10 protein-coding genes and 1 other RNA gene are annotated in these 14,029 nt (G+C 69.2%); 4 read left to right on the top strand and 7 right to left on the bottom strand.

Annotated elements, in window-relative coordinates; translation table 11 throughout:
* Window positions 1-99 precede the first annotated feature (99 nt).
* A complete protein-coding gene (locus QTI20_RS22660; protein ID WP_353507297.1) occupies window positions 100-711 on the bottom strand; it encodes a TetR/AcrR family transcriptional regulator in 612 nt (203 codons plus the stop codon).
* Window positions 712-873: 162 nt separating this feature from the next.
* Between QTI20_RS22660 and QTI20_RS22655 the strand changes: the two genes are divergently transcribed.
* Both QTI20_RS22655 and QTI20_RS22650 read left to right on the top strand, forming a co-directional pair.
* Window positions 874-2,094 (top strand): MFS transporter, encoded by a 1,221-nt coding sequence (locus tag QTI20_RS22655; protein ID WP_286554161.1) that lies wholly within the window; start codon window positions 874-876, stop codon window positions 2,092-2,094.
* Between the two features lie 59 nt (window positions 2,095-2,153).
* Window positions 2,154-2,771 carry a hypothetical protein gene (locus QTI20_RS22650; protein ID WP_286554163.1) on the top strand — a complete coding sequence of 206 codons (618 nt, stop codon included), beginning with the start codon at window positions 2,154-2,156 and terminating at the stop codon, window positions 2,769-2,771.
* A 5-nt stretch (window positions 2,772-2,776) separates the two neighbouring features.
* Here the strand turns inward: QTI20_RS22650 and cysK are convergent, their stop codons facing one another.
* Together cysK and QTI20_RS22640 are read right to left on the bottom strand one after the other, a co-directional pair.
* The gene (gene cysK / locus QTI20_RS22645; protein ID WP_219210733.1) at window positions 2,777-3,706 is read right to left on the bottom strand and encodes a cysteine synthase A; all 930 of its coding nucleotides are present in this window, start codon (window positions 3,704-3,706) and stop codon (window positions 2,777-2,779) included.
* Window positions 3,707-3,720: 14 nt separating this feature from the next.
* Window positions 3,721-4,647, bottom strand: a complete 927-nt coding sequence (locus QTI20_RS22640) for a DMT family transporter (RefSeq protein WP_286554164.1) — start codon at window positions 4,645-4,647, stop codon at window positions 3,721-3,723.
* A gap of 108 nt (window positions 4,648-4,755) precedes the next feature.
* On the opposite strand from QTI20_RS22640, the gene QTI20_RS22635 reads away from it, so the two are divergent.
* Both QTI20_RS22635 and rnpB read left to right on the top strand, forming a co-directional pair.
* Window positions 4,756-5,541 (top strand): AraC family transcriptional regulator, encoded by a 786-nt coding sequence (locus QTI20_RS22635; RefSeq protein WP_286554165.1) that lies wholly within the window; start codon window positions 4,756-4,758, stop codon window positions 5,539-5,541.
* An 18-nt stretch (window positions 5,542-5,559) separates the two neighbouring features.
* An RNA gene (rnpB, locus tag QTI20_RS22630) (RNase P RNA component class A) lies at window positions 5,560-5,898 on the top strand.
* A 42-nt stretch (window positions 5,899-5,940) separates the two neighbouring features.
* On the opposite strand, the gene QTI20_RS22625 is transcribed toward rnpB, so the two are convergent.
* The 4 genes from QTI20_RS22625 to QTI20_RS22610 form a co-directional block, all read right to left on the bottom strand.
* Window positions 5,941-8,262 (bottom strand): TonB-dependent siderophore receptor, encoded by a 2,322-nt coding sequence (locus QTI20_RS22625; protein WP_286554813.1) that lies wholly within the window; start codon window positions 8,260-8,262, stop codon window positions 5,941-5,943.
* A gap of 172 nt (window positions 8,263-8,434) precedes the next feature.
* A complete protein-coding gene (locus QTI20_RS22620; RefSeq protein WP_286554166.1) occupies window positions 8,435-9,733 on the bottom strand; it encodes a sigma-70 family RNA polymerase sigma factor in 1,299 nt (432 codons plus the stop codon).
* Between the two features lie 955 nt (window positions 9,734-10,688).
* A complete protein-coding gene (locus QTI20_RS22615; protein WP_286554168.1) occupies window positions 10,689-13,517 on the bottom strand; it encodes an ATP-dependent Clp protease ATP-binding subunit in 2,829 nt (942 codons plus the stop codon).
* Window positions 13,518-13,530: 13 nt separating this feature from the next.
* Complete coding sequence (locus QTI20_RS22610; RefSeq protein WP_286554169.1) at window positions 13,531-13,983, bottom strand: PRC-barrel domain-containing protein; 453 nt, start codon at window positions 13,981-13,983, stop codon at window positions 13,531-13,533.
* Window positions 13,984-14,029: the final 46 nt, after the last annotated feature.

Here is a 14,029-nt window from a genome sequence, read left to right as displayed (position 1 = left end):
CTGGCTGACAGCCGCCTTCCGCGGCCGAGGGGCAGGCGCGCTCAGCGCCGTGCGTTCGCGCGCCAGCTGCCGTGAAAGCCCGAAGGCGCGCGGCGCGGATCAGCGCTGGCGTGCGCGCGCCGCGTCCCAGAGCGTCAGCACCTGCGTGATCGCCGCGTCGAGCAGCGCATGCCGGGCGCCGTCGCGCGCGCGGATCGACAGGCCCAGCAGGAAGCTGTCGAACACCGCGGCCAGCGATTTGGCATCGGTCGTGGCCGACAACTCTCCGGTCTTGATGCCGCGCTCCACGCAGGCGAGGATGCCTGTGCGCGTGCGGTCGCGCGAGTCGCGCAGCGGCTGCGTGATCGCCTCCTGGCCCGGACCGCCGACATAGGCCGCGCCCAGCGCCACCATGCAGCCGCGCGGATGGCCGGCTTCGCATTGCATCCTGGCGGAGGTGCGCAGCGCCTGCTCGATGGCGTCGCGCGGTGCCAGCGCTTTGTCGAACAGCGCCTGCGTGACCTGGCCGTGGGTGGCGAGGTAGCGCGCCATGGCCTCCTCGTAGAGCGCCTCCTTGGAGCCGAAGGCCGCATAGAAGCTGGGCGCCGAGATGCCGCCGCCGATGGCGGCCTTGAGCTGGCTCAGCGAGGTCGACTCGAAACCCTGTTCCCAGAACAGGTGCATGGCCTGGGTCAGGGCCGCGTCGCGGTCGAAGCTTCGGGGGCGGCCCATCTGTGCCACGGCGGTCTCCTGGTTGCAAATCCACTTCAATACTAGTCGATACAAAAGTCGTTGACAAGCCAGCGGCGGGCGACCTACATTTGTACCGATCGATATATATGTCGTGACCGCGGTCCTCGCGGCTTCTTCGCAACCCTTCACTTCAGGAATCCCATGTCTTCGTCCCGAACCGCGCCGCCCGCGCGCATGCCCGCCAACGAGCGCGCCGAACCCCTGCCGCTGGCCGCCCTGCTGGCGCTGGCCATGACCGGCTTCATCTGCATCGTCACCGAGACCCTGCCGGCCGGCCTGCTGCCGCAGATCGTCGAAGGACTGGGCGTGTCGGCCTCGCTGGCCGGCCAGATGGTCACGCTCTATGCGCTGGGCTCGCTGCTGGCAGCCATCCCGCTGACCATGGCCACGCGCCGCTGGCGCCGCCGCACGGTGCTGCTCGCGACCATCGTGGGTTTCCTGGTCTTCAACACGCTCACGGCGCTGTCCTCGAGCTACGCGCTCACGCTGGTGGCGCGCTTCTTCGCCGGCGCCTCGGCGGGCCTGGCCTGGGCGCTGCTCGCGGGCTATGCGCGGCGCATGGTCCTGCCGCACCAGCAGGGCCGGGCCATGGCGGTGGCGATGGTCGGCGCGCCGGTCGCGCTGTCGCTGGGCGTGCCGCTGGGCACCTGGATGGGCGCGCTGCTGGGCTGGCGCACCACCTTCGGCGTCATGTCGCTGCTGAGCCTGGGCCTGATCGCCTGGGTGCTCGCCAAGGTGCCGGACTACCCGGGCCAGGCGTCGGACGCGCAGTCCCTGCCCCTGGGGCGCGTGCTCACCACACCGGGCGTGCGCCCCGTGCTGGGCGTGGTGCTGGCCTGGATGCTCGCGCACAACCTGCTCTACACCTATGTCGCGCCCTTCGTGGCGCCCTCGGGCCTGGGCGATGCGGTCGACGTCGTGCTGCTGGTCTTCGGCGCCGCGGCGCTGCTGGGCATCTGGATCACCGGCCGCGTGGTCGACCGGCACTTGCGGCGCGCGGTGCTGGCCAGCCTGGGTGTGTTCGCGCTGGTCACGCTGCTGTTCGGGCTGTTCGCGTCGCTCCCGCTGGCGATCTTCGTCGGGGTCGCTGCCTGGGGCGCGACCTTCGGCGGCGCCGCGACCCTGCTGCAGACGGCGCTGGCCGACACCGCCGGCGAGGGCGCGGACGTGGCGTTGTCGATGAACGTCGTGACCTGGAACAGCGCGATCGCGGGCGCGGGCCTGCTGGGCGGCGTGCTGCTCGATCGGGTGGGCGTCGCGTCGCTGCCCTGGGCGGCGCTGGCGCTGGTGCTGGTCGGCTTGGTGATCGCCGGCGCGGCGCGCACGCGCGGCTTCCCGGCCCGGCGCGCAACGCACGGCTGAGGCGGTCGGCCTGCGCGGGCCGGCGACAATCGGCGCTCTCCCGAAGAATGAACGCACCGATGCCGCTCCCCACGTACCTGCTCCTTTCCCTCGCCGACGCGTCGCCCGCAGCGGACGGACCGCCGCGCTGCCTCAACAGCGCCGGCCGATGGGCGGTCCAGGGCTTCGCCTCGCTGCCGCTGCTGGTGTGGCCCGCGGCGGAGGCGGCACAGGCCGCGGCCGAACGCGCCTCGGCGGCGCGCGGCGCCCGGGTTGACGTAGTCGCGCGCACCGAGGCGGGCTGGACCGAAGGGCGCGAGATCGTGGCCTTCACCGAACTGCACGAGCCGGCCCTGCTGGGCGCCTCGGTCCACAGCGCGGCCAAGGCCCGGCGCCTGCGCACCGAGGCCGAGAAGCTCGAGGCCTTCTGCGTGATCGTGCGGGCCGCCTCGACGGCCGCCGACCAGGCCAGCTTCGCCGAAGTGGGCCGGGCGGCGGCGAAGGCGCTGCGCGCCAGGTTCGGCGGCGGTTCGATCACCTCGGCCTTCGCCTGGGTGGCGGGGCCGGCCGGCCAGGAGACCTTGAAGAGCCTGCTGACCGGCGAAGTGGAGGCCAGCGGCCCGCTGTCGATCGCACAGCTCGCCGAGGCGGTGGCGCTGGCGCAGAAGGCCGAGTGCCTGCGCGAACAGGCCGGCTGAAACCCTCAGGCCGGCAGGAAGCCTTCGACCGACAGGTAGCGCTCGCCGGTGTCGTAGTTGAAGCCCAGCACCACGGCATCGTCGGCCAGTTCGGGCAGCTTCTGCGCGATGGCGGCCAGCGTGGCGCCCGAGGAGATGCCCACCAGCGTGCCTTCCTCGCGCGCCGAGCGGCGTGCCATCTCGCGCGCCGGATCGGCATCGACCTGGATCACGCCGTCGATCAGGCCCATGTCGAGGATCTTGGGCACGAAGCCCGCGCCGATGCCCTGGATCGGGTGCGGTGCCGGGCTGCCGCCCGACAGCACCGGCGAGGCGACCGGCTCGACCGCGTAGACCTTGAGCTTGGGCCACCTGGCCTTGAGCACCTTGGCCACGCCGGTGATGTGGCCGCCCGTGCCCACGCCGGTGATGATGGCGTCCAGGCCCTCGGGGAAATCGGCCGCGATCTCCTCGGCCGTGGTGCGCACATGCACCGCCACGTTGGCCGGGTTGTTGAACTGCTGCGGCATCCAGCTGTCGGGCGTGCTCGCCACCAGCTCCTCGGCGCGCGCGATCGCGGCCTTCATGCCGCCGGCGCGCGGCGTGAGGTCGAAGGTCGCGCCGTAGGCCAGCATCAGCCGGCGGCGTTCGACCGACATCGAGTCGGGCATCACCAGCACCAGCTTGTAGCCCTTGACCGCCGCGACCATCGCGAGGCCGATGCCGGTGTTGCCCGAGGTCGGTTCGATGATGGTGCCGCCGGGTTTCAGCGCGCCGGATTTCTCCGCGTCCTCGACCATCGACAGCGCGATGCGGTCCTTGATCGAGCCGCCGGGGTTGGCGCGCTCGGACTTGATCCAGACCTGCTGCGTGCCCTTGGCCGTGCCCGCGAACAGCCGCTGGATCCGGATGTGGGGCGTGCGGCCGATGGTGGCGAGGATGGTGTCGGCTTTCATGGGTGCGGTCTCCTTCAGGGTCGGTCTTTGCGGACCGCCATTGTGGCGCCGGCCGGTGGCTTCCATGTGGCGAACGGGGCTTTCCAGAGCTCGGCCAGCAGCACGCCGCCCACCGTCAGCACGCCGCCGATCGCGTGGTAGCCCTCGAGCGTCTCGCCCAGCGTGGCGGCCGCGATCAGCGCGGTGAACAGCGGCATCAGGTTGAAGAACATGCTGGTGCGGCTGGGGCCGAGCCGGCCCACCGCATGCATCCACAGCAGCGGCGCGGCCATCGAGGCGAACACGCCCGCGAACAGCACCAGCGGCAGGTTGGTGGCCGACAGCCCCATGCGCGGCGACAGCAGGTAGACCGGGAACAGCGCCACCGCGGCCACCAGCACCTGCAGGTACATCAGCTGCAGCGGCGGCACCTCGCGCAGGTTCCAGCGCTTGAGCAGCACCACGTAGAGCGAATAGGCCAGCATGGCCAGCAGCATCAGCCCGTCGCCCGCGCCGATGCCCGAGGCGAGCAGGGCGTGCAGGCTGCCTTCGCTCACCACGATCAGCACGCCGACGATCGACAGCAGCGAGCCCGCCACCGCGCCCGGCGTGAGCCGCTGGCGCAGCATCGGCACCGACAGCCCGAGCACCAGCAGCGGCGTGAGCGACGCGATGATGCCCATGTGGGTGGCGCTGGTCATGTAGGCCGCGTAGTAGGCGAGGCTCTGGTAGACCACCATGCCCAGCAGGCCCAGCACCACGATGCGGCCCAGCGCGGGTCGGACCGCCTGCCGGTTGCGCAGCGTCGCGCGCAGCGCCAGCGGCGTGAGCAGCAGCGCGGCCAGCAGCCAGCGGAAGAAGCTGATCTCGGCGGGCGCGATCAGGCCCGCGGCCATCTTGCTCACGACCGTGTTGAAGGACCAGATCACCACCGCGATCAGGGGAAATGCATAGCGCCACATAGGGATTCCTTGAAGGGGTCCTATGATCGGTTCGTCTGTCCTGAGGCATATAGCGCATTCAGGACATTCGGTCCGGCGTTTCGGACCTTCTGCACCCCATCGCCCGCCATGGCCACCCAGCAGCTGCGCATCCAGGACGTCGAGGGCAAGCCCGGCCCCTTCTATTTCCGCTACGACGAGTTCGACGCGGACAGCGTGGCGGCGGCCCACGGCCACAGCTGGGGCCATCTCAACTACGCGGCGCACGGCACGCTGCAGATGGACACCGAGGGCCTGCGCATGCTGTCGCCGCCGCAGTACGCGGTCTGGATTCCGCCCGACGTGGTCCACAGCTGCCACCTGCGCCATGCGATCGCCTACCGCGCGATCTATGTCGAGCGCGCGCTCTGCGCCCGTTTGCCGGCCACGCCCTGCACGGTGCGCGTGGGCCCGATCGTGCGCAGCATCCTGGCCGACTTCGCCGCGCGCGCGCTCCTCGAGCCGCGCACCGAGGCCGACCTGCGGCTGGCCCACGTGGTGGTCGACCAGCTGGCGCAGGCGCCGCAGCAGCGCTGCTACCTGCCCGATGCGCAGTCGCCCGCGCTGGTCGCGGTGCTCGATGCGCTGCAGGCCGCGCCGGACGACCACCGTTCGCTGGCCGACTGGGCGCAGCAGGTGCATGTCACCGAGCGCACGCTGGCGCGGCACTGCCAGCGCGAACTGGGCATGAGCCTGGGCGAGTGGCGCCAGCGCCTGCGCTTCTTGCGCGCCGTCGATGCGCTCGAGGCCGGCCACACGGTGCAGCAGATCGGCTTCGACCTGGGCTACGGCACCGCCTCGGCCTTCATCGCGATGTTCCAGCGCGAGGCCGGCACCACACCCGAGCAGTACCGCAAAGAGTTCTGCGGAATGTGAGGCGATAATCCCCCGCGTGAAGCGCGCCAGACCGCCGCTGGTGCAATTCCCGAAAGGGAGCACTGGAGGAACGTCCGGACTGCACAGGACAGCGCAGGAGCTAACGGCTCTCCACCGTGAGGTGAGGATCAGAGCAACAGAGACGAGTCGGTGAAGGGGCAACCCGGATCCGGGTGAAACGGGCAATCTCTGCGCGCAGCAACACCAAGTAGGCCAGTATCGAGGTGGTTCCGCTGAGCTGGCGGGTAGGTGGCATCGAGCCGTCTGGTGACAGACGGCCCAGAGTAATGGCGGTCACGCCGGCATTCCGCAAGGAGCGCCGGTGCACAGAATCCGGCTTATCGGCGCGCTTCACACTTTATTTTTCCGGCCCGCAAGCTGCGGGCCGCAGGCAGGCCCCTAGAACCGGTAGCGCGCCGTCACCGTCGCGCTGCGCAGGTTCCCGCGGTAGCACTCGCCGTGGTAGCAGATGGCCTTGTAGTCCTTGTCGAACAGGTTCGACACGTTGAGCGCGAGCCGCCACGGCCCCTGCTCGTAGTGCAGCGCCGCGTCGACCAGCGTCACGCCGCGCTCGAAGGACGTGTTGTGTTCGTCGTTGGCGCGCCGGCCGATGTAGCGCACGCCCGCGCCCGCGCCCCAGCCGTTGCCCAGCGTGTGGTCGAGCCAGGCCGAGGCGGTCTGCCGCGGCACCAGCGGCGGGATCTTGCCGGCTTCGTCGGGGTCGGCGCTCTCGAGCACCTTGGTGTCCATCCAGGTGTACGAGGCCAGCGCATTCAGGCCCGGGAGGATCTCGCCCTTGGCCTCGAGCTCGAGGCCGCGCGAACGCTGCCTGCCGATCTGCCGGCCTTCGAAGTTCACCGGGTCGTAGGTGACCACGTTGGTCTTGCGCAGGTCGAACACCGCGGCCGTGACCAGCGTACGGCTGCCCTCGGGCTGGAACTTCACGCCCGCCTCGACCTGCTTGCCGCGCATCGGCTTGAACGGGTTGTTGTCCGCGTCGGCACCGCTCACGGGCAGGAAGGATTCGGTGTAGCCCACATACGGCGCCCAGCCGTTGCCCGCGAGGTAGGTCAGCCCTGCGCGGCCGCTGAAGGCATCGTCGCTTTTCTTCGTGACGGCGGCGTGGAGTTGGTCGTCGGTGACCGAGCGCACATGGTCCTGGCGCCCGCCCAGCGTGACGACCCAGCGGTCCGCGAACTTGATCTGGTCCTGCGCGTAGAGGCCGATCTGCCGCGTGGTCTGCCTGTAGTGGGCCAGCGGGTCCTGCGGCGTGTCGACGTGCTGGCCATAGACCGGTGCCAGCAGGTCCAGGGCGGGCGCCGGCCCGATGAAGCGCCGCGCGGTGCCGCGCTGCTCGCTGAAGTCCACGCCGAACAGCAGCGTGTGCGCGACCTCGCCGGTGCGCAGCTTGCCCTGCACGTGGGTGTCGAGGCTGGCCTGGTTCACCGGGTCGTCCCAGCTGCGGGCGACGCGCGAGATGCTGTGCGCGTCGGCATCCACTTCGTCGACCCACACCGTGCGCCGGCTCAATGCCACGTGGCTGTAGCGGAAGTTCTGGCGCAGGGTCCAGCTGCCGTCGAGCGCGGTCTCGAAGTTGTAGCCGACGGCGCTCTGGCGCTGCTTCATGCGGCTGAAGCTGTAGTCGCCCATCTTCACGTCGGTGAGCACGTTGTTCTGGCTGAAGTAGTAGGTGTCCTCCTGCGACTTGTTGTCGAGCACATTGGCATACAGCGTCAGCGAGGTGTCGGCATGGGGTTGCCAGCGCACCGAGGGCGCGAGGTAGCTGCGCCGGCGGTTGAGCTTGTGGCCGTCGGGGTAGCGGTCCTGGTCGTTGCTGTCGAGCGCCACGCCGATCAGCCGATAGCTCCAGTCGGAATCGGCGCCGAAGCGGTCGCCGATGTCGAAGGCCAGCTGCTTGCGGTCGAAGCTGCCGACCTGCGCCTCGATCTCGCGGATCCGTTCGCCCGTGGGCTGCTTGCTCACGCGGTTGATGACCCCGGCCGCATCGCCCTGGCCGAAGGCCATCGAGGCCGGCCCGCGCAGCACCTCGACGCGTTCCAGCGCATAGGGCTCGGTCAGGAAGCGGTTGACGCCGAACAGCGCCTGCGAGAGCCCATCCAGGTAGGTGCTGTTGGAGGTGTCGAAGCCGCGCAGCAGCATCAGGTCCCAGCCGCGGTTGTCCGGGCCGTAGATGCCCACCGTGATGCCGGGGCTGTAGCGGATGGCCTCCATCACGTCCTGCACGCCGCGCGCGTCCATCTCCTCGCGGCCGATCACCGAGACCGATTGCGGCACCTCGAGCAGCGGCGTGTCGGTCTTGGTGGCCGTGGCGCTGCGCCGCGCCACATAGCCGTTGACCGGGCCGGTGGCCGTTTCGGGGCTGGCCGCCATCACGGTGACGGTGGCCAGCGTGGTGCCGCTCGATGCATTCGACGCGCGCTCGATCACCAGCGTGTTGCCGTCGATACGCCCCGACAGGCCGGTGCCCTGCAGCAGCTGCGCGACGGCCGCGTTGGCGCTGAGGCTGCCCTGCACCGCGCGGCCCTGGTGGCCCTGCAGCAGCGCGGGCGCGGCCATCAGCTGAAGATGGGCCTGGCGCGCCAGCTGGCCCAGCGCCTGGTCCAGCGGCTGGGCGGGGATCGCGAAGGCGATGGCCGCGCGCTGCGAGGGCGCCGGCGCAGCGCCGGTCTGGGCCTGGCCCTGCGGGGCGGCCAGGGCCATGACGGCCACGGCGATCAGGCGGCGGGCGCCAGCGTGAAGACGGGGAGGATGATCAGCAGCAACAGCAGGCATTCGGGTTTCTCGGCTCGTTCGGGTCCATCGACATCCCGCGCCCCGAAGTCGGTCGGCGCGGGCTCATGGATTGCTGAAACGTACGAACTTCCGGAATCCCTCAGCCGCGCCCTTCGATCACCAGCGAACGCCCCGGCCCCCGCTCGCGCACCTGCACCGGCAGGCTGCCCGGCAGCAGCCGCAGCCAGGCCCGGCTGTCCGCGATGCGCACCCGGCCCACCACCGGCAGCTGCGCGACCTCGGGCGCCACCTCGATCGGCTGCGTGCCATAGCGCGCGAGCCGCGCCACCACCTCGCCCAGCGGCGTGTGCTGGAAGTCGAGCCAGCCCTCGCGCCAGGGCGCCACCGCGGCCGCATCGCCGTCGCGGCTGACCGTGAGCTGCGCGCCTTCGATGCGCACGCGTTCGCCGGCCCCCAGCACGCACTGCGCGCCCGTGCCGCTGCGCACCCGCACCTGGCCGGACTCGACCGCCACCTGCAGGTCGCCCGTGTTTTCCTGCAGCGCCACTTCGAAGCGCGTGCCCAGCACCGTGACCTCGTGCGCGCCGGCCGCGATGGTGAAGGGCCGCTGCGGGTCGCGCGCCACGTCGAAGAACACGCTGCCGGCCAGCAGCCGCGTGCTGCGCCGGGCCGCGTAATAGGCCACCTCCAGCTGGGTGGCCGCATCGAGCGTGAGCCGGCTGCCGTCGGGCAGCGTCTGCTGCCGGATGCGCCCGGGCGCGGTGGCCAGCGTGAGCGACTGCTCTGGCACGTACCGGCGCCAGGCCTGCCAGACCCCCGCACTGCCCACGCCCATGCCCGCCACGCCCAGCAGCGCCGACAGCGCACGCCGCCGCCCCGTGCGCGCCGGCGGCACCGCCTCGCCGCGCCAGCGGTGCAGCGCGGCCTCGACGCCGTCCATGGCGCGCATCACCTCGCGCTCGATGGTCTTGACCGACACCCCGTGCTGCGCCGCGAGCTCGGCATGGCTCGCGCCGTCGAGCCGGTCCGCCAAAAAGATGTCGCGGCTGCGCGCCGGCAGCGCCGCCAGCGCCGCGGCCACCGCATCGAGCGCCTGCCGATGGCCCAGCCGCTCGGCGATGTCGGGCGTCAGCGGCTCACGGAACGGCGCTTCGCCCTCCGCGCGCTGCGGCGTGAAGCGCTCGTGGCCGCGCTGCCGCCGGCGCAGATGGTCGATCGCGATGTTCTCCGCCACCGTGTAAACGTAGGCCCGCGCGGCGGGAGCCGGCGGCGCCTCATCGCCGGCCGCCCCGCGCTCGGCCAGCCGGATCCAGGTGTCGTGCGCCAGCTCGCGCGCGTCCTGCGCACTGCCCGTGCGGCGCGCAATGAAGCGCACCACCTCCGGATAGCTTTCCTGGAAAGCCGAGAGCAGCGGGGTGGGAGAGAGTTGGGCGGACATGGGCGGGAGGAGGGCACGCGGATCGCGCTGGCATTATGACGAGAATGGTTCTCATTTGTGAATGCTTTGTGTGGCGCGCGTGGGTGGGTGTCGTGTGGGTGCTGCAGGGAGCGCCATGCTGCTGAAGGCTTGGGCGACGATGTGCAGGGCCGCAATAATTTCCTCGTTCGTAGTGCAAAGGGCGAGCGCGGAGCGGTGTTCTTCAATTTCACCGAGTAGTGCCTAGGCACCTGGCTTATGGACTCGCGGTTTACTTGTGGAATCTCTATCCGCGCACGTCCGAAGGCGCATGGAGCGACAAAGCGGCAGGGGCAGTTGCGACACTTCATCGCGGTGCGGCAGTTCTGGCTGTTGGCGAGTATGCAGGGCGGGTTTTCGTTTGGGATTCCCAGGCCATGCCGACGGACTATTTCCGTCGGTAGGCGAAGATGCTTTCGCGGCGGGAGGTGTTGGAATTGCCGGTGCAACGCAGCAATGCTTCCTAGACAAATACACGGCTGAGAGCTGGTGACCCGGGCGCGCTGGCGGGGTCAAGCTCGGCGGCACCTAGGAAGGATGCTTGAGGTCAACAACGGGCCTTTAGGGTGCCTAGCGGAACTTCTGCTTTGCAGCGGTTGCCGCCGTTCGCGTGTTGAGCCCGACCGGGTCCTGCCGGGAAAAAGGGGCCTTTGCAAGTGACGGCTCCCGATCGTCGAGGATGCGCGCGCTCAAGATTGAAGGCGAACTATCCACGGCTGTTGATCGAGACAATGCTGCGCGCGCTCAAGGGCAGCTTTGCATCAGCGGTGGCTTCCTATCCCCGCCGACCGCCGTTCTTCACGCTGTGATGTTGGTTGCGGTCCCTCAGGTGCGCGGACTGTCTCGAATCGAGCGGATCCCGTTGTAGAAGTGTTGCTCCAATAGGTGCTGTACCGATACGAATCCACTGTGCACCAACAAATGCCCGCTGCCCGGACTAAATTCGCGCCTCCCCGACCTCCGCTTCGGCTTGCACTTCCCCCTCCACTTGCGCTTTCGTCCCTCCTGCGTCGGCGCGCCGCTTCGGGCCAGCGGTTGCGTCGGACACCTTGTCGATGCGAAGCGCCTTTTGGATCGGGTCGTAGCCGAGCTTCACGCTCTGTCCCGCCGACACCTCGCCCTTGAGCAGGGCGGTCGCCAGCCGCGATTCGACCTCCGAGCGCAGCTTGCGCTTGAGCATGCGGGCGCCGAACTCGGGGTCGTAGCCGATCTCCGCCAAGTGGTCGACCAGCGAGTCGTCGAACGTCAGCTGCACCTTCTGCGCGGCGGCGGTGCGCGACACGCGTTGCAGCTGCAGCCCGACGATGGCATGGATCTCCCGCTTGCCCAGCGCGTGGAAAACCACGACCTCGTCGACACGGTTGAGGAATTCGGGCCGGAAGTGGTGGCGCAGCAGTTCCATCAACCGGTCGCGCAGTGCCGGGTACGCGAGAACTTCGCGATCTTCGGCCTTGAGGTTGCGCTGGATCACTTCCGAACCGAGGTTGCTGGTAGCGATGATGATGGTGTTGGTGAAGTCGATCACCCGTCCCTTGCCGTCGGTGAGGCGCCCCTCGTCGAACAGCTGCAAGAGGATGTTGTGCACCTCCGAATGCGCCTTTTCGATCTCGTCGAGCAGCACCACGCTGTAGGGCCGCCGCCGCACGCGCTCGGTGAGTTGGCCACCTTCCTCGTAGCCCACATAGCCGGGAGGCGCGCCGACCAGCCGGGCGACCGTGTGCCGCTCGGCATACTCGCTCATGTCGATGCGCACCAGCGACTCCTCGCTGCCGAAGACCGTGGCCGCAAGCGCCTTGGCCAGCTCGGTCTTTCCGACGCCGGTGGGGCCGAGGAAAAGAAAGGTCGCGGTGGGCCTGCCTGCTTCGCCGAGGCCGGCTCGCGCCAGGCGCACGGCTTCGCTGACCGCGTGCACCGCCTCTTCCTGGCCGACCACGCGGTCGCGCAGCCGGTCTTCGAGTCGCAGCAGCTTCTCGCGGTCCTCGGACGTGAGTTCGGACACCGGCACGCCGGTCAGCGCCGAGACGATCTGCGCCACGTCTTCCACGCTCACTTCGGAGGAGCTGGTGCCACGCCGCTTCTTCCAGGCCGCAGTGACGTCCTCGAGCTTCTTCTCGTCGCCCTTGATGCGGTCGCCCAGGGCCTTGGCCTTGTCGTACTGCTTGGCCGCACCAGCGGCGTCCTGCTCCTGACGCAGTTTGCGGACGTTGGCCTCGATGTGCTGCAAGTCCTGCGGCCGCGAGCTCGCATGGATGCGCACCCGCGCCGCGGCCTGGTCGATCAGGTCGATCGCCTTGTCGGGCAGAAAGCGTGCGGCGATGTAGCGTGCCGAGAGCTTGGCGGCGGCCTCGATCGCGCCTTCGCTGATCTTTACCTTGTGGTGCGCTTCCAGGCGGTCGCGCAAGCCGCGCAGGATCTCGATCGTGTCCTCGATGCCGGGCTCCGGCACCGTCACCGGCTGGAAGCGTCGCTCCAGTGCTGCGTCCTTCTCGATGTACTTCTGGTACTCGTTGAGCGTGGTCGCGCCGATCAGGTGGAGTTCGCCGCGCGCCAATGCCGGCTTGAATACGTTGGCGATGTCCAGTCCGCCCTCGCCGCCGCCGGCACCCGCGCCAACGATGGTGTGCAGCTCGTCGATGAAGATGATCAGCTCGTCCTGCCTGTCGATGATCTCGTCGAGCACCTGCTTGACGCGCTCTTCGAACTCGCCGCGGTACTTGGCGCCCGCTACCATGCTGTTGATGTTGAGCTCCATGACCCGCTTGCCGCGCAGCACGTCGGGCACCTGGTCCTGCACGATGCGCTGTGCCAGCCCCTCGACGATCGCGGTCTTGCCGACACCGGGTTCGCCGATCAGCACCGGATTGTTTTTCTTGCGCCGCGCCAGCACCTCGATCGTCGTCTCGATTTCCTGCGCGCGGCCGATCACCGGGTCGAGCTTGCCCTGTCGGGCCAGATCGCTCAGGTCACGGCTGTACTTGTCGAGCGTCGGCGTGCCGCTGCGCTGCTTGAGCTTACCTTCCTCAGCGCCCTGGCCGACGACCTTGACGACCTTCTGGCGCAACGACTGAGAACTGAGGCCGAGCTTGCGCAGCAGTTCGCCGGCAAAGCCGTCTTCTTCTTGCACCAGGCCGACGAGGATGTGCTCCGGCCCCAGATAGCTGTGGCCCAGTTCGCGGGACGCGATCATGGCGTGCTCGAGAGCGCTCTTGGCGCGCGGCGACACGCTGATCTGCGGCGTGTCGTCTTTCTCGACCTTGCGCTCGCCGCGCGGCGCGTTCTCTTCGATGTTCGACCTGAGATCCGCCTCCGACAGCTTGTAGTCGCGCAGGATCTCCTGGACGATCTCGTTGTCGAGCAGCGCCAGCAGCAGATGCTCCGTGTCGACCTCGTCCTTGCCGTATTCCAGCGCCTTCTCCGCTGCGCCCTGAAGCCGGTCCATCGCCGCTTCATTCAGGAAGCTGCGCAGGTCCACCGCGTCGCGTGAGCGCTGGCGCCGAGGCGCGCCGGCCTGTGGCCGCGCCTTGTCGCTGCCTGCGCTGCCGGTGCCTGTCGACCGGCCGAACAGCGACCCACGATCGCCGAAGAAGCTCTGGAACTCGTCGAACAGGCCGCCACCGAACAAGGACTCAAGTGGCGAGCGCTTGAAGGTCCTTGCCATCGTCTCGGCATAGTGTTCGTCGCACAGTGCGACCTGGCGGGTCTGTCCGCCTTCGCGCAGGGTCAATTGGGTGGAGGCGGGGCGTCCGCACACGTCGCACTTGGCCATGGCTGCTCCTTCTTCAGGCGGTGTATTCGAACTTCGGCAGGGCCTTCAGCTCGTCCTTGCTCGCCTTGGGCAGGACGGCCTTTGGCGCGATGTGCTCGAACTGCCGCACCGGAATCGCAACCAGGTGCTTGCCCAGGCCGAGAAAGCCGCCGACGTTCACGATGGCGGTCGAGACGTTGCCGTCGGTCGAGATCACGAGGTCATCCACCTTGCCGATCTTTTCGCCCTTCTCGTTGTAGACGTCCTGGTCAAGCAGCTTCGAGGCGCGGTAGCCGGTGGCGACCAGTTGCGTTTCGGCGATGGTCACGCCGATCGTCGCCTTCGCTGCCACAGGGACGGGGGCTGCCTTGACGGCCCCTCCCTTGGGCGCGGCAGGTTCGGGCGCCGTCTGGCCGACCGCGAGTTGCGTCAGGCCGAGGGCGAGCACTGCGCATGCGATGCGGGTGCGAAGAAGTTTCGTGTCCATGATGTTCACTCCGTAGAGGTTGAAGAGAATCACTCGATCTGTCCGT

Origin of the sequence: Variovorax sp. J2P1-31 (genome assembly GCF_030317215.1) — a bacterium.
GTDB lineage: Bacteria > Pseudomonadota > Gammaproteobacteria > Burkholderiales > Burkholderiaceae_C > Variovorax.
The sequence above is the reverse complement of the archived record's forward strand: the minus strand, read 5'-3'. Positions and strand labels throughout refer to the sequence as shown.